The sequence below is a fragment of the Pseudomonas sp. GL_139_B genome (genome assembly GCF_057834475.1).
Genome location: NZ_CM174403.1, coordinates 222,813 through 247,479 on the forward strand (window position 1 = coordinate 222,813; position 24,667 = coordinate 247,479).

At 59.1% G+C, this 24,667-nt stretch carries 24 protein-coding genes; 6 read left to right on the forward strand and 18 right to left on the reverse strand.

Features of this window, described 5'->3' with window-relative positions:
• Positions 1–16 precede the first annotated feature (16 nt).
• From AC3ISI_RS00995 to AC3ISI_RS01045, 11 genes are all read right to left on the reverse strand, one after another.
• Entirely contained in the window at positions 17–661 is a 645-nt protein-coding gene (locus AC3ISI_RS00995) for a methionine ABC transporter permease (RefSeq protein WP_489335067.1), read from the reverse strand.
• Entirely contained in the window at positions 651–1,772 is a 1,122-nt protein-coding gene (locus AC3ISI_RS01000) for a methionine ABC transporter ATP-binding protein (protein ID WP_489335068.1), read from the reverse strand. Before AC3ISI_RS01000 ends, AC3ISI_RS00995 begins: the two co-directional genes overlap by 11 nt.
• Before the next feature lie 2 nt (positions 1,773–1,774).
• A complete protein-coding gene (locus AC3ISI_RS01005) occupies positions 1,775–2,584 on the reverse strand; it encodes a MetQ/NlpA family ABC transporter substrate-binding protein (protein WP_489335069.1) in 810 nt (269 codons plus the stop codon).
• A gap of 129 nt (positions 2,585–2,713) precedes the next feature.
• Positions 2,714–4,072, reverse strand: coding sequence for an LLM class flavin-dependent oxidoreductase (locus AC3ISI_RS01010; protein WP_489335070.1), 1,359 nt, complete (start codon positions 4,070–4,072; stop codon positions 2,714–2,716).
• The gene (locus AC3ISI_RS01015) at positions 4,072–5,265 is read right to left on the reverse strand and encodes an SfnB family sulfur acquisition oxidoreductase (protein WP_489335071.1); all 1,194 of its coding nucleotides are present in this window, start codon (positions 5,263–5,265) and stop codon (positions 4,072–4,074) included. The genes AC3ISI_RS01010 and AC3ISI_RS01015 overlap by 1 nt, the downstream gene beginning before the upstream one ends.
• Before the next feature lie 23 nt (positions 5,266–5,288).
• Positions 5,289–6,530, reverse strand: a complete 1,242-nt coding sequence (locus AC3ISI_RS01020) for an SfnB family sulfur acquisition oxidoreductase (RefSeq protein ID WP_489335072.1) — start codon at positions 6,528–6,530, stop codon at positions 5,289–5,291.
• A gap of 298 nt (positions 6,531–6,828) precedes the next feature.
• The gene (locus tag AC3ISI_RS01025; RefSeq protein WP_489335073.1) at positions 6,829–7,593 is read right to left on the reverse strand and encodes a hypothetical protein; all 765 of its coding nucleotides are present in this window, start codon (positions 7,591–7,593) and stop codon (positions 6,829–6,831) included.
• 491 nt (positions 7,594–8,084) lie between these two features.
• Positions 8,085–8,837 carry an L-cystine ABC transporter ATP-binding protein TcyN gene (gene tcyN / locus AC3ISI_RS01030; RefSeq protein WP_489335074.1) on the reverse strand — a complete coding sequence of 251 codons (753 nt, stop codon included), beginning with the start codon at positions 8,835–8,837 and terminating at the stop codon, positions 8,085–8,087.
• 4 nt (positions 8,838–8,841) lie between these two features.
• Positions 8,842–9,507 (reverse strand): cystine ABC transporter permease, encoded by a 666-nt coding sequence (tcyL, locus tag AC3ISI_RS01035; protein WP_489335075.1) that lies wholly within the window; start codon positions 9,505–9,507, stop codon positions 8,842–8,844.
• On the reverse strand, positions 9,507–10,307 hold the full coding sequence (tcyJ, locus tag AC3ISI_RS01040; RefSeq protein ID WP_489335076.1) for a cystine ABC transporter substrate-binding protein: 801 nt from the start codon (positions 10,305–10,307) through the stop codon (positions 9,507–9,509). The genes tcyL and tcyJ overlap by 1 nt, the downstream gene beginning before the upstream one ends.
• A 200-nt stretch (positions 10,308–10,507) precedes the next feature.
• A complete protein-coding gene (locus tag AC3ISI_RS01045) occupies positions 10,508–11,500 on the reverse strand; it encodes a D-cysteine desulfhydrase (protein WP_489335078.1) in 993 nt (330 codons plus the stop codon).
• 191 nt (positions 11,501–11,691) lie between these two features.
• Between AC3ISI_RS01045 and epsC the strand changes: the two genes are divergently transcribed.
• Complete coding sequence (gene epsC, locus AC3ISI_RS01050) at positions 11,692–12,618, forward strand: serine O-acetyltransferase EpsC (protein WP_489335079.1); 927 nt, start codon at positions 11,692–11,694, stop codon at positions 12,616–12,618.
• A 426-nt stretch (positions 12,619–13,044) separates the two neighbouring features.
• The gene (betT, locus tag AC3ISI_RS01055; RefSeq protein ID WP_489337604.1) at positions 13,045–15,006 is read left to right on the forward strand and encodes a choline transporter BetT; all 1,962 of its coding nucleotides are present in this window, start codon (positions 13,045–13,047) and stop codon (positions 15,004–15,006) included.
• A 16-nt stretch (positions 15,007–15,022) separates the two neighbouring features.
• Here betT and AC3ISI_RS01060 read toward each other — a convergent pair whose 3' ends face one another.
• On the reverse strand, positions 15,023–15,283 hold the full coding sequence (locus AC3ISI_RS01060) for a hypothetical protein (protein ID WP_489335080.1): 261 nt from the start codon (positions 15,281–15,283) through the stop codon (positions 15,023–15,025).
• Between the two features lie 137 nt (positions 15,284–15,420).
• On the reverse strand, positions 15,421–16,155 hold the full coding sequence (locus AC3ISI_RS01065; RefSeq protein WP_489335081.1) for an SDR family oxidoreductase: 735 nt from the start codon (positions 16,153–16,155) through the stop codon (positions 15,421–15,423).
• Positions 16,156–16,277: 122 nt separating this feature from the next.
• Between AC3ISI_RS01065 and AC3ISI_RS01070 the strand changes: the two genes are divergently transcribed.
• The 4 genes from AC3ISI_RS01070 to mgrA all read left to right on the forward strand — a co-directional run bounded on the left by AC3ISI_RS01070 (position 16,278) and on the right by mgrA (position 19,114).
• Positions 16,278–17,168, forward strand: a complete 891-nt coding sequence (locus AC3ISI_RS01070) for a LysR family transcriptional regulator (RefSeq protein WP_489335082.1) — start codon at positions 16,278–16,280, stop codon at positions 17,166–17,168.
• A gap of 128 nt (positions 17,169–17,296) precedes the next feature.
• The gene (locus tag AC3ISI_RS01075) at positions 17,297–17,479 is read left to right on the forward strand and encodes a type II toxin-antitoxin system HicA family toxin (RefSeq protein ID WP_489335083.1); all 183 of its coding nucleotides are present in this window, start codon (positions 17,297–17,299) and stop codon (positions 17,477–17,479) included.
• Complete coding sequence (locus AC3ISI_RS01080; protein WP_489335084.1) at positions 17,476–17,940, forward strand: type II toxin-antitoxin system HicB family antitoxin; 465 nt, start codon at positions 17,476–17,478, stop codon at positions 17,938–17,940. The genes AC3ISI_RS01075 and AC3ISI_RS01080 overlap by 4 nt, the downstream gene beginning before the upstream one ends.
• A 136-nt stretch (positions 17,941–18,076) precedes the next feature.
• Positions 18,077–19,114: an L-glyceraldehyde 3-phosphate reductase gene (mgrA, locus tag AC3ISI_RS01085; protein WP_489335085.1), complete on the forward strand. Its 1,038-nt coding sequence runs from the start codon at positions 18,077–18,079 to the stop codon at positions 19,112–19,114.
• Between the two features lie 92 nt (positions 19,115–19,206).
• Here the strand turns inward: mgrA and tauD are convergent, their stop codons facing one another.
• The 5 genes from tauD to gshA all read right to left on the reverse strand — a co-directional run bounded on the left by tauD (position 19,207) and on the right by gshA (position 24,629).
• Positions 19,207–20,049 carry a taurine dioxygenase gene (gene tauD / locus AC3ISI_RS01090; protein ID WP_489335086.1) on the reverse strand — a complete coding sequence of 281 codons (843 nt, stop codon included), beginning with the start codon at positions 20,047–20,049 and terminating at the stop codon, positions 19,207–19,209.
• 145 nt (positions 20,050–20,194) lie between these two features.
• Positions 20,195–21,028, reverse strand: a complete 834-nt coding sequence (gene tauC, locus AC3ISI_RS01095; protein WP_489335087.1) for a taurine ABC transporter permease TauC — start codon at positions 21,026–21,028, stop codon at positions 20,195–20,197.
• Positions 21,025–21,804, reverse strand: coding sequence for a taurine ABC transporter ATP-binding subunit (gene tauB, locus AC3ISI_RS01100; protein ID WP_489335088.1), 780 nt, complete (start codon positions 21,802–21,804; stop codon positions 21,025–21,027). Before tauB ends, tauC begins: the two co-directional genes overlap by 4 nt.
• A gap of 16 nt (positions 21,805–21,820) precedes the next feature.
• Positions 21,821–22,798: a taurine ABC transporter substrate-binding protein gene (gene tauA, locus AC3ISI_RS01105; RefSeq protein WP_489335089.1), complete on the reverse strand. Its 978-nt coding sequence runs from the start codon at positions 22,796–22,798 to the stop codon at positions 21,821–21,823.
• A gap of 247 nt (positions 22,799–23,045) precedes the next feature.
• A complete protein-coding gene (gene gshA, locus AC3ISI_RS01110) occupies positions 23,046–24,629 on the reverse strand; it encodes a glutamate--cysteine ligase (protein WP_489335090.1) in 1,584 nt (527 codons plus the stop codon).
• Positions 24,630–24,667 lie beyond the last annotated feature (38 nt).

The following is a 24,667-nucleotide window of genomic DNA, read 5'->3' on the forward strand; positions in this document are numbered from 1 at the left end:
AGGGCGAAATGCTCACTCAACGCTTGTTGAGCCCCCGCGCCAAACGATCCCCACTGAGCTGAATCACCGCCACCAACACCACCAGCAACACAATCACCGTCAGCATGATCTGGCTGTCGAAGCGCTGATAACCATAGCGATAGGCAATGTCGCCCAATCCGCCGGCACCAATCGCCCCGGCCATGGCCGACGAGTTGATCATCGTCACCAGCGTAATCGTGAAACCCCCGACAATCCCCGGCAGCGCCTCGGGCAGCAACACATGCCAAATAATGTGCCAACGCCGGCAGCCCATTGCTTGCGCGGCTTCGATCAGGCCGAAATCCACCTCGCGCAGACTGACTTCGGCAATCCGCGCAAAGAACGGAGTCGCGGCGATGGTCAGTGGAACGACCGCCGCCCAGACGCCATACGTTGTACCGACAATGAGCCGGGTAAACGGAATCAGCGCCACCATCAAAATCAAAAACGGGATCGAGCGGAACAGGTTCACGAACGCACCCAATGCGCGGTTCAGTGTTGGAGCTTCGTAGATGCCGCCCTTGGAGCTGGTGACCAGAAACACCGCCAGCGGAATGCCCACCAGCAGCGCGATCAATGACGACACGCCGACCATCAGGAAGGTGTCGATGAAGCCTTGCAGCAAGCGATCAAACCACATAACCCAGCACCTCCACCTGTTGTGCCCATTGGCTGGCGCGTTGGCGCAGGTCTTCGGCATCGAACGGCGAACTGCTCACCGCCAACAACAATTGCCCCATCGCATGGCCCTGAATCCGTTCGACGCCACCCTGCAGCAACTTCACCCGTCCGCCGAGGGCGGCGAATAATGCCGCCAGATCCGGCTCATCGTTGGCGCTGCCAGTGAACTGCAAACGCAGCACCACCGCGGCACCCGGGCTTGGCGATTGCGGACGCAAGCGACTTTGCAGTTCTTCCGGCAGGGCGTGTTGCAGCGGCGCGAGCAGTGTTTTGCTGACCTCATGCTGCGGGTTGCCGAACACTTCCCACACCGGTCCCTGCTCAACGATTTTCCCGTGTTCGAGCACCACGACACGGTCGCAAATATCGCGGATCACCGCCATCTCGTGGGTGATCAGGACGATGGTCAGACCCAGGCGCTGGTTGATCTCGCGCAGCAGGCCGAGGATCGATTGAGTGGTCTCTGGGTCCAGCGCTGAAGTGGCTTCGTCGCACAGCAAAATCGCCGGGTCATGCACCAGCGCACGGGCGATGCCGACGCGCTGTTTCTGCCCGCCGGAAAGCTGCGCCGGGTAGGCCTTGTGCTTGCCTTGCAGGCCTACCAGTTCCAGCAGTTCACGCACCTTCTGCTCGCGTTTGTCCTTGGGCACACCGGCCACTTTCAGCGGCAACTCGACGTTCTGCCAAACGGTTTTGGCCGACATCAGATTGAAGTGCTGGAAGATCATGCCGATTCGCCGACGCAGCGCCACCAGACGGTCTTCATCGAACTCACCGATGTCTACCTGATCGATCAGCACACGCCCGGTGCTGGGTTGCTCCAGACGGTTGATGGTGCGGATCAACGACGATTTGCCGGCACCGCTGCGGCCGATGATGCCGAACACTTCGCCGCGCTGGATCGCCAGGTCGATGCCATGCAACGCTGCCACCGGGCCTTGCTGGCCGTCGTAGGTTTTGCCCAGACCGATGAAGCGCACGTGAGCGCGGTTCAGGTCTGGGTGCAGTTCAGTTTGTTCAGCATTGTGAGGCTCTGGAATCTCCAGTCGCCGTAGGGTGGCGGCCGTCATGCTCAGCTTTCCCAACCGGCTTGATAGAGCTTGCCGTGGGCCTTGTCCAAGGCTGCGCGAACGGCCGGCGAGTGCTGATAAATGTCGACGAATTTGATCAGGCGCGGGTCGGTTTTGCTCTTCGGCTGGATCACGAACTGGATCACATATTCCTTGTGGTCGAGACCGTCGAAAAGTAGCGCAGAGCCAGCATCGAAGGTCTTCGACAGACGGATGTAGGCCGGGTAGCCCTGGACCAGATCAGCATCGTCGTAGGCGCGCACCAGTTGCACGGCTTCGACCTGGAGGATTTTTATCTTCTTCGGGTTGGCGATGATGTCTTCTTCGGTGGCCTTGTAACCCACACCCGGCTTGAGCGTGATCATTCCTGCCTTGGCCAGCAGTTGCAGACCGCGACCGCTGTTGATCGGGTCGTTGGCGATGGCGACGCTGGCGCCTTGTGGGAGTTCGTCGAAGCTTTTGTATTTCTTCGAGTAGAGGCCGACGTTATTGATGATCCCCGGCGCGAACGGCACGAGGTCAAAACCGGAAGCGGCCTTGGCGTTTTCCAGAAACGGGATGTGCTGGAAATAGTTCACGTCGATGTCACCGGCGGCGAGGCTCACGTTGGGGGCGATCCAGTCGCTGAACTCCACCAGGTCGACTTGCAGGCCTTGTTTTTTGGCTTCTTCGACGGCGGCTTCCAGGGGGATGGCGAAGGCGGCAGTGGTGCCGATTTTCAAAGGCGCGTCGGCGGCGAATACCGCCGAGCTGAACAGGCCGAGGGCCAGGGCCAGTGCTTTGACTGGGTGAGAGAGGTAGGTCTTGGTCATGATGAGGTTTCCAGTCAGTGCATTAAAGTTGTGGTGTTAGGTACGGCGTCTTCGCGAGCAGGCTCGCTCCCACAGTGGATTTTTGGTGTTCATACAATCCCTGTGGGAGCGAGCCTGCTCGCGATGCTTTTAGCGTCGAAACGCCGAACCAGTGTGTTGCTCGGGCAAATGCGCCTCTGCGTGAAACAGCTTCTCCCGCAAGCTGCCCTCGTCATAAGCGGTCTTGTACGACCCTCGGCGCTGCAACTCCGGAATCACCAGCTCAATGAAATCCACATAGCTTTCCGGCGTGATAATCCGTGTCAGATTGAAGCCGTCCAGCCCTGTTTCGGCGATCCACGATTCCAGCTCATCCGCCACTTGCACAGGCGAGCCGACCACCGTGATATAGCGGCCACCGAGGGCGTGTTGTTCGAGCAATTTGCGCCGGGTCCAGTCGTTGTTTTGCAGGTTTTTGGTCGCCGACTGGATCGCGTTGCTCTTCACGTACTGGATCGGTTCGTCGATGGCGTATTCGGAAAAATCGATGCCGGTAGACGCCGAAAAATGCGCCACGCCAGCCTCGGCACTGGCATAGCTCAGGTACTCGGCGTGCTTGGCCCAGGCCAAGTCTTCAGTGGCGCCGACAATCACGTTCAGGCCCATGAACACCTTGATGTCCTCGGGGTTGCGTCCGGCCTTGACGGCGCTGGCGCGCACCTTGTCCACCTGGATTTTGGTCGACGGTTTGTTCTGGCCGCTGATGAACACGCACTCGGCATGCCGACCGGCGAACAACAAACCGCGATCGGAACTGCCGGCCTGGAACAACACCGGCGTGCGCTGCGGTGACGGCTCGCACAGGTGATAACCCTCGACCTGATAGAACTCACCCTTGTGCTCCACCTTGTGCACTTTCTCCGGCTGGGCGTAGATCCGTTGCTCGCGGTCGTTGAGTACCGCGCCGTTTTCCCAGCTGCCTTCCCAGAGTTTGTAGAGCACTTCCAGGTACTCATCGGCCTGGTCGTAACGACGGTCGTGCTCGACCTGTTCGCTCAGGCCCATGGCCTTGGCGGCGCTGTCGAGGTAGCCGGTGACAATGTTCCAGCCAACCCGGCCACGGCTCAGGTGATCGAGCGTCGACATGCGCCGGGCGAACAGGTATGGCGGTTCGTAAGTCAGGTTGGCGGTCAGGCCGAAGCCGAGGTTTTTTGTTACGGCGGCCATGGCCGACACCAGTAGCAGCGGGTCGTTGACCGGTAGCTGGATCGACTCTTTCAGCGGCACATCCACCGAGTTCTGGTAGACGTCGTAGACGCCGACGATGTCGGCGATGAACAACCCGTCGAACAGCCCGCGCTCCAGCAGTTGCGCCAGTTCGGTCCAGTATTCGAGGGTCTTGTACTGCGTGGAATTGTCCCTTGGATGCGTCCACAGGCCATGGTTGATGTGCCCGATGCAGTTCATGTTGAACGCGTTGAGCAGGATTTTCTTTTTCGCGTCGGCCATCAGATGGTCCCTCGTAATGGAGGGTTTTCATCGTTCAGGTAGTAGTTGCCCACGGCGTGGTATTTCCAGCGCACCGGGTCGTGCAGAGTATGCACGCGGGCGTTGCGCCAGTGCCGGTCCAGGCCATGTTCGATCAGTGTCGCCTGGCTGCCGGCCAGTTCGAACAGTGTGCTGCCGGCGGCGAGGGAAATCTCGGTGCTGATGGCCCGGGCTTCGGCAACCGCAATCGAGGCGGCGGCGACAGTCTCGGCGTTGGTATCGGCTTGAGCCTTGTCGAGGAATTCGCCGGAGCGTTCCAGCAGGGCTTCGGTGGCGTGCAGGCGAATGCTCAAGTGACCGAAACTCTTGATCGTCAGCGGGTCGTCGGTGGCTTTTTCATGGGTGGCGTCGATCCACGGCCGGGTTTTGGTGCGCACAAAATGCAGCGCATCTTCATACGCAGCACGGGCGATACCGGTGTCGATGGCCGCGTGAAGAATCTGCGCCAGCGGGCCGACGGTGGTCGGGCGTTCGAAAGCGCTTTGGAATGGGATCACGTCCTCGGCTGCCACATACACGTCTTCGAACACTACCGAACCGCTGCCGGTGGTGCGCTGGCCAAAGCCGCTCCAGTCGTCGATAACCGTCAGGCCTTGGCTGTCGCGCGGTACAAATGCCAGTTGCTGCACGCCGTTTTCATCCACCACTGAAGTGGGGATGCGTTGCGCGTAAATCGCGCCAGTTGCGTAGAACTTGCGACCGTTGATGCGATAGCCGTCGCCGTCGCGCTTGAGGCTGGTGACGCGGTCGTGAGCGGTTTTGGTGCCGAGTTCGGCGAGCGCATTGCCGAAGCGTTGGCCGGCCAATACTTCGGCATACAGGCGTTGTTTTTGCTCATGGCTGCCGTTCACGCGCAGCACTTCGAGGGCATAGAAATGGTTCTGCGGGATTTGCCCAAGCGAACCGTCAGCCTGAGCAATCAAGGCGATCACCTTGGCCAGCGTCACGTTGGACACCCCGGCCCCGCCGTACTCCTTGGGTACGCTGATACCCCAAAGGCCCGAGCGGGAAAACACCTCCAGTTCCGGGTGCGGTAAACGGCGTTCGCGGTCACGCAGGGCGCTGTCGCGTTTGAAGTCTTCGGCCAGATCACTGGCGACGACCAGGGCTTGCTCGTCGCTGGTGATGACCGCGACGTGGTGGGAATAAGTCATGTGTTTCTCCAGAGAACTGGTCGTCAGATCCAGGAATGCCGCGCCGGCAGCGTGCCGTTGAGGTGATAGGTGCCGACTGCGTGATATTTCCAGCGCACCGGGTCGTGCAGCGTGTGCACGCGGGCGTTGCGCCAATGGCGGTCGAGGTTGAATTCGGCGAGGGTGGCGCGGCTGCCGGCGAGTTCGAAGAGTTTTTCACTGGCCAGCAACGAGATTTCGGTGGTCAGCACTTTGGCTTCGGCCACCGCAATCGAGGCGCGGGCGGCCGACTCGGCGGTGACGGGAGCGGCGTTGACCTGATCCAGTACTTGCCCGGCCTTGCGCAGCAGTGCTTCAGCAGCGTGCAATTCGATTTTCAACTTGCCGATATCCGCAATCACGTACAGGTCATCGCTGGCCCGTTCGACCTTGGCGTCGATCCATGGACGCGCGCGGGTTTTCACGAACTCGATGGCGTCGTCGATGGCGCCCCGGGCGATCCCTGCGTCGATTGCCGCTTGGATCAATTGCGACACGGCGCCCTGGAGGTTCGGCTTCTGGTTGATCTTCCAGTTATCCACCACCAGTTCGGCATCGACCCGCACGTTGTTGAGCAAAATAGTGCCGCTGGCGGTGGTGCGCTGACCGAAGCCCGACCAGTCATCAACGATGCGCAACCCCGGCGTGCCTCGACGGACGAAGGCCAGCACTTGCTTGCCGTCATCGTTCAGCGCCTTGACTGCGACCCAGTGGGCGAACAGCGCGCCGGTGGAGTAAAACTTCTGCCCATTGAGGACAAAACCGTCGCCGTCAGCGGTGATTCGCGCCTTGAGTTCCAGGGTGTTTTTTGTGCCGCGCTCGGGCCCCGCATTGCCGATGCGCCAGCCGTTGAGCACGCTATTGAATAGCTGTTTTTTCTGCGCTTCAGTGGCGCTGCCCAGCACCAGGTTGAGAATGCCGAACTGGTTCTGCGGGATCTGCCCCAATGCCGGGTCTGCCGCGGAAATGATCGCGAACACCTCGGCGACTGTGACGAATGAAACCTGTGGGCCGCCGTATTCGCGCGGGATGGCAATGCTGCCTAAGCCGCTGCGGGTGAACTGTTCGATTTCCGACCATGGCAACTTGCGCTGCCGGTCACGTTTGGCCGCGTGAAGACGAGCGACGTGCGCCAGTTCATGGGCGGCTTCGATGGCTTGAGCATCGTTGCGCAACACCTGTGCGGGCAACAGCAACGGGGCGACGTCCAGATCACTGTGGACAATTGCATCTGTCAGACTGGACATCAGTGCCGCTCCTTGGCTGCACGCAATGCCCTGGCGATCTGCACTGGGGTGATTGTGTTCCGGACCATACCTACCTCACATCTCATGGGATCGTCGCGTGGGTTGCGACGAATAAAAACAAGAATGTCCGGTGGTCCGGTGCATATACCCTAAACGCGTATAAAAAATTAATAAACTAACTTTTAGGAATATTCATAGAAGGGGTGTCGCACACCCATTTTATGAGCTGGCACATACCCCTGTAGCAGCAGGCTTCGCCAGCTGCTACAGGATCGAGTCGTCCAGTGTCACAGAGATCTCAGCGTTTACGGGGTTCGGCCGCCATCAGCAGCTCCTTCGGCCGCGCCTTCAGATAGGGATTCGCGCAGCCAATCTTCAGCCAGCGCGGCGGCGCCCAACGCGAGTTGTTACCCACGCGGTCGAGGATGCAATACGTCACTTCCAGCCGCAGGTCTTCGCCGGCTTCGAGAATGATTGCCGGGGGCACCCAGACCTGAATCGGCTGGCCCACTTCGTCTGCCTTGAGCCGAGGCAGGTCCATGCGCACATCGCCCCAGCGCAGGGTGATTTCGTCGTCGACGGCCATGTTCAAATAAGGCTCGATGGTCAGAGGTACGCCACGCTTGATCTGGTTCGGATTGACCCCTTGGCGGCGGATGGATTCGGGGAGGCCCACCGGCACCAGGCTTTGATTTTCGTCGCCACACTGGGCCGGTAGCGGGCCACCAGGGCAATCCAGCTTGATCTGGACCCGCGTCGTCGGTGACAACGCGGGCCCTTGCCCTACCTGCATGACCTTGTAATGAATGCGTGCAGTGCCGTTGGCAATGAAGCTTTCCGGCACGCGCAGGCAGATCATTTCACCGATGTCGTCGGCGCCCAGCACGCGGGATGCAACGTAGCAGTTGTCCCAGAACAGTTCGATCAGGTCGCCTGCGTCCATGCCGGGGTAGGGCGCCACGTCGATCATGAGATGAGTCGCCGAGATCATGTTGACCCCGGCCTTGTGCGATTGCGCCAGGGTCGGGGCCGCAAGTTCGGGTGTGTTCGAAGTGCTTGTCATGGTTTTTCTCCTTGAAGCCTTGCAGCGAAGTTCCGTTTCTGAAAGTTCAAAGGCGCGCATTACCCGGCAACAAATCGGCTTGTTACTTGGAAGCTGAATAAAGCCGAAGTGCAAAGGTTGGCGCCTGTTGGCGACTAGATAAGAGTGCGCTTGAATAGGTGTCAATAGAGTTGGCTAGTTAAGTGTTGGATCACCTGTTATTCAGAATAATCCTACGGGTTGAAGTTAATAAGGTGCTGCGCGCTGTCGAACATGTCGACGATTTTAACCGCTCAACCACGCTGCTGATGGCTGAGGCTTGCTCCATGTCGAGCGTTGGGTTTTGAAAATATTAGGCGAGAAAGATCTGTTGCAGGACATATATATGTACCGCACAAGGCATGGACTGAATTATTTAAAGTAGGGGGGCTGAAAGTAGGCATAAGGGGATTTTGTTGGCGAGGTAGTTGTCACTTCCATCCATGGAAGTTAACAAGTAGTGAAGCGATATTTTAGTGGGCGTTGTTCAAGAACTTGCTGAGGAACTGTTTGGTGCGTTCTTCTTTCGGGTTGGCAAACAACGCTTTTGATTCACCTTGTTCAACGATCACACCCTTGTCGAAAAACACCACACGATTGGCCACGTCCCGGGCAAAACCCATTTCATGAGTGACGATGACCATGGTGCGCTTTTCCTCGGCCAGGCCGCGGATGGTCGCCAACACTTCACCGACCAGTTCCGGATCGAGCGCCGAGGTTGGCTCATCGAACAGGATCACTTCCGGCTCCATCGCCAGCGCACGGGCAATCGCCACACGCTGTTGCTGACCACCGGACAGTCGTCGCGGGTAAGCATCTTCCTTGCCCGCCAGACCGACCTTGGCCAAGAGCTTTTTACCCAGGGCAACGGCTTCGGCGTGCGGGATCTTCTTCACGATGATCGGGCCTTCGATGACGTTTTCCAGGGCGGTGCGGTGGGGGAACAGGTTGAAGTTCTGAAACACGAAGCCGACGTGTTGGCGCAGGCGTCGAACCAGACCTTGCTGCTGGTTCAGCGGGCGGCTGCCATCGATCTCGATGTCGCCGACCTTGATCCGGCCGCTGGTGGGTTCTTCGAGAAAATTCAGGCAACGCAGGAATGTGGTTTTCCCCGAGCCGCTGGGCCCGATGATTGCCACGACCTCGCCTTCCTTCACTTCAAGATCGATGCCGTTGAGCACGACTTGACCCTTGAACTGCTTTGTCAGTTTTTCCACGACAATCATGGGGTCAGGACTCCTGGTCGTGCCGATTGACCCGCGCTTCCAACGTGTTCTGCAGGTGCGACAGCACCGTGGCCAGAATCCAGTAGATCAGCGCGGCGGCAAGATACATGGTGAAGACTTCGAAAGTCCGGGCGGTAATCAACTGCGCCTGACGGAACAGCTCCGGCACCTGAATGGTGGCGGCCAGCGCCGTGTCCTTGACCAGCGAAATGAAGCTGTTGCCCAGCGGCGGCAAGGCCGTGCGCATCGCTTGCGGGATGATGGCCCGGCGCAGGGTTTGCGCACGGGTCATGCCGATACTTGCGGCAGCTTCCCACTGGCCACGCTCGATGGAACTGATCGCGGCACGGAGGATTTCGCAGGCGTAGGCAGCCATGTTCAGCGAGAAGCCGATCAGGGCCGCCGGCAGCGGATCAAGTTCGATACCCAGTTGCGGCAAGCCGTAATAGATCACGAACAGTTGCACCAGCAACGGCGTGCCGCGAAAGAACGACACGTAGATGCGGGCGATCCAGCTCACCAGCTTGAAGCGCGACAGGCGCATCAGTGCCAGGCCGAAACCCATCACCAGGCCGAAGAACATTCCGCCCAGGCTGAGGATCACTGTGTAATACGCGCCCTTGAGCAGAAAGGGCGCGGAATCCAGTGCGAGTTGGAAAGCTTCTTCCATTATTGAGTGACGTCAGCGCTGAAGTATTTTTCCGAAAGCTTTTTCAGGGTGCCGTCGGCACGCAGCTCATCGAGGGCCTTGTTCACGGCTGCCAGCAGTTCCGGCTCACCTTTGCGCAGGGCAATACCGGCTTCCTGGCGGGAGAACGCTTGACCGGCAGCGACGGTTTTCGGTGCTTTCTTGGCGTATTCAAGCGCAGCCAGGCGGTCGATCAGGATGGCGTCGGTACGGCCGTTGTTCAGGTCAGCGAACTTGGTCGGATCATCGTCGTAGGTGCGCACGTCAGCCCCCGGCACGTTGGCTCGGACCCACTGTTCGTAGTTGGTACCCAGGCCTACACCGACTTTCTTGCCGGCCAGGTCAGCGGCGCTCTTGATGTTCAGCGCGGCTTCCTTGTCCTTGAGCACCAGTGCCTGAATCCCGGAGATGGTGTACGGCTCGGAGAAGTCATACTTCTTCTTACGTTCGTCGGAGATGGTTACCTGATTGACCACTATGTCCAGGCGCTTGGATTCCAGTGCGGCGAGGATTCCGTCCCATTTGGTAGGCTGAATCTTGGCTTTGACGCCCAGCTTTTGAGCCAATGCTTCGGAGAGATCGACTTCGAAGCCGGACAGTTTGCCGTCGGCGTCGACGTAGCTGAACGGTGGATAAGTGCCTTCCAGGCCGACGTTGATCACGCCAGCGTCTTTGATTTTTTGCAGTTGCTCACCGGCAACCGCCTGGCCCAGCAAACCGGCGCTCAGCGCCAGGCCCAGTGAACCAACCAGCAGGTTTCGACGTAGTGCGGAAAAATTCATGACAAGCCCCTGTGTTTTCTTATTGAAGACGCTTTAGGAAAGTTGGCAAATTCGGGATTTCGACGACTGCGATATCCTGCCCTAAAGCAGCATATGCGTCTCGCTGCAAATTCGCCTGCGGCGCGACTATATGACGACGCCTTTAGATTGGAAAATACTGAATATTGCTCTAGTTATTCCCCAATCGTATAGTTGATCGGCTACAGAAAGTCTTTATAGGCAAACAACGCCGGCGCCCCACCGGTGTGGAGGAAGATAATCGGCCCCTCATCGAAGCGCCCACGTCCGATCCCGTCTAGCAACCCGGCCATGGCTTTGCCGGTGTAGACCGGGTCCAGCAACAAACCTTCCTGACTCGCCAGTAGCTTCACGGCCGCCAGTGTTCCGGCATTCGGCTCGCCATAACGCGGCCCGAAATATTCGTCCCACAGTTCAATTTTGAAACTCGCCGGCAACTGCACGCCGAGCAGTTCGGCCGTACGTTCGGCGAGCCCCTGGACTTTCGGTCGTTGATCTTCATCGCTACGGGAAACCGTGACGCCGATCACTGGCAAATCCGGCAGTGTTTCACTCAGCGCCAGCGCCAGACCGCTGTGGGTGCCGGCGCTGCCCGATGCCAGGACCACGGCTGCAAACTTCAGGCCGGTGTCCTTGATCTGCTCGGCCAGTTCCAGCCCGGCGCGCACATAACCCAACGCGCCCAAGGCATTCGAACCACCAATCGGCACCAAGTACGGCTTCTTGCCGTTATTGCGCAGGCGCTCGGCCAGGGCCTGCAATTGCTCGTCGGCGTTGTCGAGGTTTTCCACCAGCTCGACCTTGGCATCGAACAGGTCCAGCAACAGGCGATTGCCGTTGCCGAGATAGTTGGCGTCGTCGGTGCCTAACGGGTTTTCCAGCAGCGCAACGCAATCCAGGCCCAGCTTGGCGGCAATGGCCGCTGTTTGGCGCACATGGTTGGATTGGAGCGCGCCAGCCGTGATGAGCGTGTCGGCACCTTGTGCCAGTGCATCGGCGGCGAGGTATTCAAGCTTGCGCAGCTTGTTGCCGCCCATTGCCAGCGGCGTCAGGTCATCGCGTTTGACGTACACATCGCGGCCCAGCCAGGTCGACAAACGTTCAAGTTTTTCCAGGGCAGTGGGGTGGCCGAGTAAATCGAGACGGTTAAAGCGAGCGAGCTGTTGTTTGATCATGGGTCCGTACTGGCGCAGAAAGATGTCAGGACTATAGGCACGCCCATTTGCCTGGGCAACCGCCAATCGCTTATAGCCAAAGATTCTGAGCTCTGCACAATTGGTTCTTAATTCGGCCTCAAGACCTTGCCGTAAAGTAAACGCCGTCAGCGCGGCCAGACAGTCCGGCCGCCCGTGAGGAGTTTTTTACCGTGATCGAGCGTTCCAGTCATTGGCAATTGCAGACCATCGTCAGCCAACTGCGCACGGCGCGTGACGAGTGGCGTGCACAAAATGGTCGTGCCAGTACCGAGCAGGGCGGGCGTGAATTACCGTCGCGTGCGGCCATGGCGGAGATTCTTGAAGCGCTCTGCGGGGCGTTGTTCCCGATGCGTCTGGGGCCGGTGGATTTGCGCGAAGAGAGTGAAAACTTCTACGTCGGCCACACTCTTGATGTGGCGTTGAACGCGCTGCTGGCGCAGGCACGGCTCGAATTGCGCTATGCCGCTCGCCACAGTCAGCAGGCGGACGCTGAGATCGAGGCCAACACCATTCAGATCATTCAGGACTTCGCGCTCGCCTTGCCGGGTCTGCGCAGGTTGCTGGATAGCGATGTGCTGGCGGCCTATCACGGCGACCCGGCGGCGCGCAGCGTTGATGAGGTGTTGCTCTGCTACCCAGGCATTCTGGCGGTGATTCACCATCGTCTGGCCCACCATTTGTATCGAGCCGGTTTACCTCTGTTGGCACGGATCAGTTCGGAAATCGCCCACTCGGCCACCGGTATCGACATTCACCCTGGCGCGCAGATCGGTCGCAGCTTCTTCATTGATCACGGGACGGGTGTGGTAATCGGTGAAACCGCGATTATTGGCGAACGGGTTCGGATTTATCAGGCGGTCACGTTGGGCGCCAAGCGCTTCCCGTCTGATGAGGACGGTCAGTTGCAAAAGGGCCATCCGCGCCATCCAATCGTGGAGGATGACGTGGTGATCTATGCCGGGGCGACGATTCTTGGGCGGATCACGATTGGCAAAGGCTCGACCATTGGCGGCAATGTCTGGCTGACCCGTAGCGTGCCGGCGGGGTGCAACCTGACGCAGGCGAATTTGCAGCATGATGATGGGACGCAGAAGTAGAGCCGGAATCTGGACTGACTGATCCGGCCTCATCGCGAGCAGGCTCGCTCCCACAGGGTTTTTGTAGTGTTCACCAGGGTATGGGCTGACACAAAACCACTGTAGGAGTGAGCCTGCTCGCGATTGGTTTCAAGCGAACCGAGATAATCGCATTCAGCTAAATCTCAACTGAACGAATCCTCAAAAAACCTCCTCTTACCCATCCTTGAGCTAGCGTACGAACAGTACCGCCGAGCCTCAGGATTAGTCCTTAGCCCCCTATCCATGTTTAACTTGAACGTTCATTCAAGTTAAACCGGCAGTTAGCTGCCCGCTCACAACAGGAGGCTTGCCTTTGCTGAGTCCGATTTCTACAGCCACGTTTTACCCCGTCGAGGTGCACGCTACATGAGTGCATCGTCCCTTCCTCCCAGCGGTCTGGTCCGCATGAATCCGCCGGTGTTCTACTTCTCGGCGAGCTTCATTCTGCTCTTCGGCATTGTCGTTATCGCCATGCCTGAACAGGCCGGTGCCTGGTTGCTGGCGGCGCAAAACTGGGCGGCCAATACGGTCGGCTGGTACTACATGCTCGCGATGACCCTGTATCTGGTCTTCGTGGTGGTCACCGCCTTGTCCGGCTACGGCAAGATAAAGCTCGGTGCCGACCACGACGAACCCGAATTCAGTTACCTGTCCTGGGCCGGCATGCTGTTCGCCGCCGGGATCAGCATCACGCTGTTTTTCTTTTGCGTATCCGAACCGCTGACCCACTTGGCGCAACCACCACAAGGCGAGGCCGGTACGCCGGAGGCTGCGCGTCAGGCGATGCAGATTCTGTTTCTGCACTGGGGCCTGCACGGCTGGGGCGTGTTCGCTTTTGTCGGCATGGCGCTGGCTTACTTTGCCTACCGGCACAACCTGCCGCTGGCCCTGCGTTCGGCGCTGTATCCGCTGATCGGCAAGCGCATCAACGGCCCCATCGGTTATGCGGTGGACGGCTTCGGCATCATCGCCACGGTGTTCGGCCTCGGTGCCGACATGGGCTTCGGTGTGCTGCACCTCAACTCCGGGTTGGACTACCTGTTCGGCATCGCCCATACCCAGTGGATTCAGGTCGGCCTGATCACGTTGATGATGGGCGCGGCGATTATCGTCGCGGTGTCCGGCGTCGATAAAGGCGTGCGGGTGATGTCCGACATCAACATGCTGCTGGCCTGCGCGCTGCTGCTGTTCGTGTTGTTCGCCGGCCCCACCCAGCACTTGCTGAACACGCTGATCCAGAACATCGGTGACTACCTCGGCGCCTTGCCGATGAAGAGTTTCGATCTGTACGCCTACGACAAACCCAGCGACTGGCTCGGCGGCTGGACAGTGTTCTACTGGGCCTGGTGGATCGCATGGTCGCCGTTTGTGGGCCTGTTCATTGCGCGGATTTCCCGTGGCCGGACCATCCGCGAATTCGTCTTTGGCGTGCTGCTGATCCCGCTCGGCTTCACCCTGGCGTGGATGTCGATCTTCGGCAACAGCGCCATCGATCAGGTGCTCAACCACGGCATGAGCGCGCTCGGCATGTCGGCCATCGACAACCCGTCGATGACCCTCTACCTGCTGCTGGAAACCTACCCGTGGAGCAAAACCGTTATCGCCGTGACGGTGTTCATCAGCTTCGTGTTCTTCGTCACCTCGGCCGACTCCGGCACGGTGGTGCTGTCGACGTTGTCCGCCAAGGGTGGCAACCCGGATGAAGACGGGCCGAAATGGTTGCGGGTGTTCTGGGGCGCGATGACCGCGCTGGTGACCAGTGCGCTGTTGTTCTCCGGCAGCATCGATGCGTTGAAGTCGGCGGTGGTGCTGACCTCGCTGCCGTTCTCGCTGATCCTGCTGTTGATGATGTGGGGGCTGCACAAGGCGTTTTACCTGGAGTCCCAGAAGCAGATCGCGCAGCTGCATTCGCTGGCACCTGTTTCCGGTTCAAGGCGTGGCAAGGGTGGCTGGCGTCAGCGCTTGAGTCAGGCGGTGCACTTCCCGTCCCGGGATGAGGTGTACCGTTTTCTCGATACAACGGTGCGTCCGGCGATTGAGGAAGTGTCGGCGGTGTTCGTCGAGAAGGGGTTGAATGTGATCACGCAACCGGACCCGGCCAACGACAGCGTCAGCCTGGAAATCGGTCACGGTGAAGAGCATCCGTTTATTTATCAGGTGCAGATGCGCGGCTATTTCACGCCATCGTTTGCCCGTGGCGGGATGGGGTCCAAGCAACTCAATAACCGTCGTTACTACCGGGCAGAAGTGCATTTGAGCGAAGGCAGTCAGGACTACGATCTGGTGGGTTACACCAAGGATCAGATCATTAACGACATCCTTGATCAGTACGAACGGCATCTGCAGTTTTTACATTTGGTACGTTAGCCGTGCGGGGCCTGTTTCAGGCCTCGGCGTTCATCACCATGAACAGCACCAGCGCTGCCACCGGCACACTGAACACCACCGTGCCGATCACCAGCTCTGAACTCAAGGGCTGTCCGGCAGTGACCACGCCGATGGCGCCGTTGATCACCGTCAGCGCCAGCCACAGGACCACAAAGCTGTAGGTCAGTGTCTGGCGGCTGAAGCCGATTTTCTCGCCGATGAACAGCATCAGGGCGAGGAGGGCCAGGCCGAAGGTGATGATGATGGCTGTGTGCATGGTGAGGTCCATCCTTCAGATTTTTGTTGCCTGATCGGCCGCCTTCGCGAGCAGGCTCGCTCCCACATTAGACCTCGATCTCATGTGGGAGCGAGCCTGCTCGCGAAAGGGTCACTATGGTCTCGGATTGAGCTTAGTTAAACCAACCCACCATTAGCGCGCAAAATCTGTCCATTGACCCAAGCCGAATCCGGCCCCACCAAAAACGACACCACCCGAGCAATATCTTCCGGCTGACCCAGGCGTTCCAGCGGAGGCATCTTCGCGAAATTCTGAATCTGTTCCTCACTCTTGCCATGCAAAAACAGCTCGGTGGCCACCGGCCCCGGCGCCACGGCATTCACGGTGATATTGCGCCCGCGCATTTCCTTGGCAAACACCTGAGTCAGCGATTCCACCGCCGCTTTGCTGGCGATGTACACCGCGTAACCCGGCAAGTTCAGGCCGACGGTGCTGCTGGAAAAATTGACGATCCGCCCGCCACTGTTCAATCGCGTCGCCGCTTCGCGCAAGGTGTTGAAGGTGCCGCGTGCGTGGATGTTGAAGGTCTGTTCGAACAGCTCATCGGTGTGCTGCGCCAGTGGCATCACCTTGAGAATGCCGGCGTTGTTGACCAGCACGTCGACTTTCCCCAGTTGTGTTTCAGTCTCGTCGAACATCCGGCGCACGTCGTCAGCGTTGGCCACATCAGCCTTGATCGCTATGGCTTGATGGCCGGCCTGGCGCAATTCCACCACCAGGGCCGAAGCTTCAGTGGCGCTGCTAGCGTAATTGATGGCGACGGCGAAACCGTCGCTGGCCAGTTGTCTGGCAATCACGGCGCCGATGCCGCGGGAGGCGCCGGTGACGATGGCAACTTTCTGAGTAGTCATGGTGTGGATTCCTGATGAGGTGTTTGGCTCGGTGTGAAGCCAGATTCACATGTTTACTCAGGTCGATAAATGCATGAGAGTTGCCTTGACTGTTCAATAATCGCCAACAATTGGAGGTTCGCTTGGATCAAGTCAAAGCGATGAAGGTGTTCGTGCGGATCTACGAGCGCAGCAGCTTCACCCTGGCGGCCGACGACCTGAACCTGCCGCGCGCGACGTTGACGCACACCCTGAACCAGTTCGAAGCCTGGCTCGGCACGCGGTTGCTGGAGCGTAGTACGCGCAAGGTGCGTGCGACGCTGGACGGCGAGGCGTATTACCTGCGTTGCGTGCAACTGCTGGCGGAGCTGGAAGAGGCCGAGCTGGCGTTTCGTGGCTGTGCACCTAAAGGCCGGTTACGTGTCGACCTGCACGGGACGTTGGCCAAAAGTTTTGTGATCCCGGCATTGCCGCAATTCATGGAGCGCTACCCGCAGATCGAACTGTCTATCAGCGAGTCCGACCGCTTTGTCGACTTGATCGCCGAAGGCGTCGACTGCGTGCTGCGTGCCGGCACGCTGACTGATTCGGCGCTCATCGTTAAACGCATCGCCAACCTGCGCCAGATCACCTGCGCCAGCCCTGCGTACTTGCGCAAATTCGGCGAACCGAAAACCCTCGACGACCTCAAGCATCACCGCGCGGTGAACTACGCCTCGCGCACCACCGCCAAGTTGTTTCCGTTCGAATTCATGGTGAATGGCGAACTCAAGGAAGTCGCCATCGACGGCGCGCTTTCAGTGTTCGGCGCAGAAATCTACGCCGCCTCGGCGATCGCCGGGCTCGGGCTGATCCAGTGCCCGCATTACCGGATGGAAACGCAGATTTCCCAGGGACTCGTGCGGGAAGTCCTCACCGATATGCCGCCACCACCGATGCCGGTTTCGGTGTTGTATCCGCATAACCGACACATGTCGCCACGGGTTCGGGTGTTTGTGGATTGGTTGGGGGAAGTGTTTGCGGGCGCGCGGTAGCCGGTGGTCTACGGGCAATCTGACCAGCTTGCATTCCGCTAGTATTTATCAGAGTGTGTATTGTGTGTATAAGGCCTGCGGTCATCGCGTAATGTGCTCGGCAGATGCTGCCCACAAGGACGAAGGTGATGCGAAGTCGGGAAATGATCAGGATGATCGAGGAGGATGGTTGGTCTCTGGTGGCCGTTAAAGGCAGTCACCATCAGTACAAGCATTTGTGTAAGCCAGGCAGGGTAACGATAAAGCACCCTGATTTAGATCTTCCAAAAGGGACGATCAACAGCATATTGAAACAGGCGGGTCTGAAATGAGGCCCGGCATCGGAAACGAGAGCCTCGAAGAGGCCACATCAAAGGAAGGACACACTGAAATGAAATTCCCGGTCGTTCTGCACAAGGATGCCGACTCAGAATACGGAGTGATTATCCCGGACGTGCCGGGTTGTTTCTCCGCGGGCGCTACGGTGGCGCAGGCATTTGAAAACGTGAAGGAGGCGTTGGCGTTGCACTATGAAGGCCTGGTCGCCGATGGTGATCCATTGCCTCAGGTGCAAGAGATTGATGCTCATCTGGATAACCCCGATTACGCGGGCGGTGTGTGGGGGGTGGTCGAGTTCGATATCACGCCTTACTTCGGCAAGTCAGTGCGCTTCAATGCCACGCTTCCCGAGCAGTTGCTTGAGCGTATTGACCAGACAGTCAGGCGAGATCAGCGCTACAGCTCAAGATCCGGGTTTTTAGCGGCTGCTGCGTTGCGTGAGTTGTCGGCATAAGGTGAGTCAGATTCAATATCTGTGAAACGTTTCAGCATTTTCTCGAGTCCGAGGTTTATCGGCGTTTGTCTGGGCGTATGCTGGGCAACTTGCGACGCAGTCGATACCGCATTCAAGACCGACAAGAGAGGATTCGATGACCTATACCGCTGCCGAAAACCGCTACGATTCCATTCCTTACCGCCGCGTAGGCCGCAGCGGTTTGGTGCTGCCGGCGTTGTCCCTGGGGCTGTGGCACAACTTCGGTGACAGCACGCCAATCGATACCCAGCGCGCGTTGCTGCGCACGGCGTTCGATCTTGGCATCAACCACTTTGACCTGGCCAACAACTATGGCCCGCCGTACGGCAGCGCCGAGATCAACTTTGGCCGTTTGCTGCGTGAAGACTTCAAGCAGTATCGCGATGAGTTGATCATCTCCAGCAAGGCCGGTTGGGACATGTGGCCCGGTCCTTACGGGCAGGGCGGAGGTTCGCGCAAATACGTGCTGGCCAGCCTGGATCAGAGCCTGCAGCGCCTGGGGCTGGATTATGTGGATATTTTCTACTCGCACCGATTCGACCCGGACACCCCACTGGAAGAAACTGCCAGCGCACTGGCCACTGCGGTGCAGCAGGGTAAGGCGTTGTACATCGGCATCTCGTCGTATTCCGGGGTGAAAACCCGTGAAATGGCGACACTGTTGAAAGAGTGGAAAGTGCCATTGCTGATTCATCAGCCGGCGTACAACCTGCTCAATCGTTGGGTTGAAAAAGACCTGCTGGATGTCACTGATGAACTCGGCACTGGCGTGATTGCCTTCACGCCGTTGGCGCAGGGGCTGCTGACCGATAAATACCTCAACGGCATTCCGCAGGATGCGCGGGTCAATCGTCCGGGCGGTGGTTCGTTGCAGTCCTCGCACTTGTCTGAGGCCAACATTGCTCATGTGCGTGGGCTCAATGAGATTGCCAAGCGTCGCGGGCAGAGTCTGGCACAACTGGCGTTGGCGTGGACGCTGCGTGACCCGCGGGTGACGTCGGCGCTGATCGGTGCGAGCCGGCCGGAGCAGATTATCGAGAACGTCGGGGCGTTGAAGAACTTGAGCTTTAGCGTTGAAGAATTGGCGGAGATTGACCGGTTTGCCCAGGAAGGCGGGATTAATCTTTGGGAGAAGCCTTCAACGGCTGAGTAAGCCTTCGGCGCCGGATTTTCCCGGCGCCTGTCTGACCGCCATCGCGAGCCTGCTCGCGATGGTGCCATAACAAACACTGAATCATTCAGGGATTACCGGAAAAACGGCACATCCCCCAGCACCGTCGCCCGCTGCATCACCCGTCGCGCCGGCCGGTAGTCATCCACGGCGTAATGTTGAGTCACGCGGTTATCCCAAAACGCCACGTCATCCTTCTGCCAGCGCCAGCGAATGGTAAATTCCGGCCGCGTCGTATGAGCAAACAACCACTTCAAAATCGCTTCGCTCTCGGATTCCGACAGCTCATTGATCTTCGACGTGAAGCCTTCGTTGACGAACAACGAGCGGCGTCCGCTCACCGGGTGGGTGCGGATCACCGGGTGCGATAACGGCGGATTCTTGCGCCGCGCTTCTTCCCACTGAGCCAGTGCTTCGGGCGTATTGCCATAACGCTCCAGCGGAAACGAACGGGTGAAATCGTGGGTTGCGGTCAACCCCTCAAGCAAGTTTTTCATCGGTGCCGACAGCGCTTCATACGCTGCAATCCCGCTGGCCCACAACGTGTCGCCACCAAACTCCGGCAACAGTTTGGCGCTGAGCACTGCACCCATGGCCGGGGTCGGCAGGAAGGTCACGTCGGTGTGCCAGATCGCGTTATCGCGCACGTCAGTGACGGCGGTGTCGAGGATCAGCACTTCCGGTTGTTCCGGCACATTCGGGTAGATCGGGTGGATGTGCAGGTCGCCGAAATTGGCGGCGAAGCGTGCTTGCTGTTGTGGGGTGATCGGCTGGTCGCGGAAGAACAGCACTTGATGTTTGAGCAGGGCTTGTTCAATGGCCTCGCGTTGTTCCGGGGTCAGCGGTTGGCTGATGTCGACGCCGCTGATCTGTGCGCCGAGGGCGGAGCTTAGAGGAACGATGGTCAACTGGCTCATGGTGGTTCTCTTTAAATTCAGGGGTCGTGCTTTGTGTGGGAGCGAGCCTGCTCGCGAAAGCGGTGGATCAGTTGCAGCAGCTTTGGCTGACACTCAGCATTCGCGAGCAGGCTCGCTCCCACAGGGTTGTTCACATGATGATTTTTTAGTGAGCCTGGCCGTGCCATGGCACCAGTTTGCGTTGCAGGGCGCGCAGGCCCATTTCCATGGCGAAGGCAATCAGCGCGATCACCAGAATCCCCAGCACCACCACATCGGTGACCAGGAACTGCGCGGCCGACTGCACCATGAAGCCCAACCCGCTGGTGGCGGCGATCAATTCGGCGGCGACCAGGGTCGACCAGCCCACGCCCAGCCCGATGCGCACACCGGTCAAAATGTCCGGCAAGGCACTTGGCAAAATCACATGACGAATCAACTGAGCGCGGGTCGCGCCCAACGACTGCGCGGCACGTAATTTGGCCGGGTCTACGGTGCGCACGCCGGTCGCGGTGGCGATGGCAATCGGGGCGAAAATCGCCAGGTAGATCAACAACACCTTCGACAGCTCACCAATGCCGCACCAGATCACGATCAGCGGCAAATAGGCCAGCGGAGGAATAGGGCGGTAGAACTCGATCAGCGGATCAAGAATGCCGCGCGCGATGCGGTTATGGCCGATGGCGATGCCGACCGGCACCGCCGTCAACACGGCAAAGCCCAGGCCCAGGCCGATTCGGCTGAGGCTCGCGCCCAAGTGCTGCCACAACGTCGAATCCATGTAGCCGGTGGTCACCAGCAGCCAGCCCTTTTGCAGCACGGCGGACGGAGGCGGCAGGAACAGCGGTTCGATCATTCCCGTAGCGGTCACGGCCCACCAGATAGCAACAAGGACAACCAGCGTGAGCACGCTGATCCAGCGCGTGCTGAGACTGCGACGAACCGCAATTACCTTCGAACTCGATTTCAGCGCTACGGCCGGAATTTCATAGCTGCTCATGCGCGCTCCTTCCGCTGGGAGAAAACTTTGGCAAGTACGTGTTCGCGGGTTTCGATAAAGCGTGGATCGGATTTGATCGCCCGAGCCGACTCACCGGCGGCGTAACGCTGGCCGAAATCCAGGCTCAGGCGCTCGACGATTTGCCCGGGATTGGGCGCCAACAGAATCAGATCCGTGGCGAGGAACACCGCTTCTTCAATGTCGTGGGTTATCAAAAATACCGGTTTGGCGGTGCGCTGCCAGACTTGCAGCAGCAACTCTTGCATCTGTTCGCGGGTGAAGGCATCGAGGGCGCCGAAGGGCTCGTCCATGAGCAAAACACGAGGATCGGCAGCCAATGCGCGAGCCAGGCCTACACGTTGCTTCTGACCGCCCGAGAGCTGCCAGATGCGACGGTTTTCGAAACCGGTAAGGTCGACCAGCGCGAGCATTTCCCGGGCGCGGAATTCGCGTTTTTCCTGGGACACACCGGCCAGTTCCAGACCGAATCCGACGTTGGCCAGCACATCCTGCCAAGGCAGTAAGGCGTCGTCCTGAAACACCACGCCTCGCTCGGCACTCGGGCCCTTGACCGGCACGCCATCAAGGGTAATGCGTCCGGCATTCGGCTCGACAAAACCGGCAATCAGGTTCAACAGCGAAGTCTTGCCACTGCCGGATGGGCCGAGGGCGACCAGCAATTGCTGGGGCCCAAGGCTCAGGGAAATATCTGCCAGTACCGGTTCCGGACTGCCGGGGTACTGTGCGCTGATGCGCTCCAGCTGTAGCAAGGCCATCGCGATTAACTCCCGATTAGTTGGTGATGAACTTGGCGCTGACGTACGGCGCGTAGTCCGGTAGCACGGCTTCGACTTTGCCTTGTTCCTTGAGGAACGCAGCGGTGTCGGTGATGGCTTTGGTGGTCGGTGCGCCGAGGGTGATCACCTGATCAGCCGCCAGCGGGTAGACGTTGCCTTGCAGCAGCAGCGGAATATCGCTGGCCTTGGCACCGGAGAGCTTCACCAGTTTGTCGACGTTGGATTGATTGGCGAGCCAGGCTTTCGGGTCTTTGCGGTAATCGGCGTAGGCGTCCAGGGTCACTTTGGCGAACGCGGTGACGATTTCCGGGTGCTTCTCGGCGAAGTCTTTGCGCACGATCCAGGCATCAAACGTCGGTGCACCGAACTTAGCCAGTTCACCCGAGGTGATCAGCACTTTGCCGTTTTCCTTGGCCACGCCGAGGGCTGGGTCCCACACGTAGGTTGCGTCGATGTCACCGCGTTTCCATGCGGCAATGATTGCTGGCGGTGCGAGGTTAAGCACGGTGACTTTCGACGGATCGATGTTCCAATGCTTCAGCGCAGCCAGCAGGCTGTAGTGACCGGTGGACACGAAGGGCACGGCGATTTTCTTGCCGATCAGGTCTTGTGGGGTCTTGATCCCGGAACCGTCGCGAGCGACCAGCGCTTCGGCGGCGCCGATCTGGGTAGCGATGAGGAACGTTTCTACCGGGACGTTGCGGGTGATCGCAGCGGTCAGAGGGCTGGAACCGAGATAGCCGATTTGCACGTCGCCGGACGCAATGGCGGCGATGATGTCGGCACCGTTATCGAATTTGCGCCAGCTGATATCGGCCTTAGTGGCTTTTTCGTAGGCGCCGTCGGCCTGGGCGACTTTCGCCGGGTCCACGGTGGTCTGGTAGGCGACGGTGACGTCAGCCGCCTGGACAAAGAAGCTCGCTGCAGCCAGAGAGGCGGCCGCCAGGAGGCGAAGAGGGAAATGCAGTTTCATTGGGAAGCTCCTTGTGAGGCGACCGAGAGTCGGCGTCAAAGGAGACTAAATGATCTAAGAATCAGAAAATAAATAACTTTTTAGAATGAGCTTATGTGTGGAAAACTCTAAAGGCGACCGCTTCGCGGTCATCGCGAGCAGGCTCGCTCCCACATTGGATTGGCGGTGTATCCACAAATTGTGTGAACGCCGATAAACCCTGTGGGAGCGAGCCTGCTCGCGATAAGGTCCGCAGGACCTTCAGAGGCTAGTTACTGATCGCCAGGATGCTCGCCTGATACGACCCGACAAACACATCGAAATCGCCGACTTCGTTCTGCTCCAGCTCAACCTGAGCCGCCAGCGACGAACGCGCCAGGGTTTCAAATTTCGTCTGGTCTTCACCACTCAACGGCTCGCTGCGGAAAAACTCCGCATGCGAGCGGCTCTGACGCAGAGAGAACTGAGCAAAGCTTTCCTTGTGCTCGGCCATCGCCGCCAGCACTTGGGCAGAAGGCGTCAGGGATGGATCTTTGACCTTGGCCAATTGCGTATCCAGTGCCTTGCTGTGTGCATCGCCACCATGACTCTGATCCAGCATCGCCGCCAACGGAGCAATCTGCTCCAGCAACTCGCTGGCCCACTCTTTGAGGTCCACCGGCTGCCCGTCGCGGTGCAATTGCAGGCCCGGACGGCGACCTTCCTTGACCACGCTGAGGAAGTTCGAGGTGGCGTTGCTGCAGGACGTATTGGTCAGCAACGGGCTGTCATTCAGTGCGCAATACAGTAGGAACGCGTCGAGGAAGCGCGACTCGGTGAGGTCGATGCCCATCGGCAGGAACGGGTTGATGTCCAGGCAACGCACTTCAACGTACTGAATGCCTCGGGCCACCAGCGCCTGAATCGGCCGTTCGCCAGTGTAGGTCACGCGTTTCGGGCGAATGTTGGAGTAGTACTCGTTTTCGATTTGCAGGATGTTGGTGTTGAGCTGAACCCACTCACCGTCCTGATGCGTGCCGATCTCGACATACGGCGCGTACGGCGTGGCAACCGCTTTGCGCAGGCTGTCGGTATAGCTCGACAGGTCGTTGTAGCACGGCGTCAAACCGGCCTGGGCGTTGCTCTGGTAGCCGAGATCGCTCATGCGCAGGCTGGTGGCATACGGCAGGTACAAGGTGTCCGGGTCCAGTTGTTCCAACTGGTGCGAACGACCGCGCAGGAAGCCGGCGTCCAGCGCAGGCGAGGCGCCGAACAGGTACATCAACAGCCAGCTGTAGCGACGGAAGTTACGGATCAGCGCGATGTAGGCCGAGGACTGATAGTCGCGGTCGGTGCCGACAAAACCTTCAGACTCTTTCAGCAGTGGCCAGAGCTTTTCCGGCAGGGAAAAATTGTAGTGAATCCCGGCGATGCACTGCATGGTCTTGCCATAGCGCAGGGCCAGGCCCTTGCGATAGACATACTTGAGCTGGCCGATGTTGGATGTGCCGTAATAGGCAATCGGAATGTCTTCCTCCGCCGGCAATGGGCACGGCATCGAGGGGCTCCACAGAAACTCGTTGCCGAGCTTGCTGTAGGCAAAACGATGAATTTTGTCCAGGCTCGCCAGCGTATCTGCCGGGTCGGGCAGGGCGGGCGTGATGAACTCCAACAGCGACTCGGAATAGTCGGTGGTGATCTGTTCGTTGGTCAGCGCGGAACCCAATTCTTCCGGGTGCGGCGTTTGCGCCAGGCGACCTTCGCCGGTCACGCGCAGGCATTCACGTTCGATGCCGTGAAGGCACTGTTCGAGCAGAGAGAGGTTAGCGCGCTCGCCAAGCAGGGCCAGGCGGCGGTTGAGAAGTTCGCTCAAGTTGGATTCCTTCACGCGTCAGTCGCCCCAATATGGGG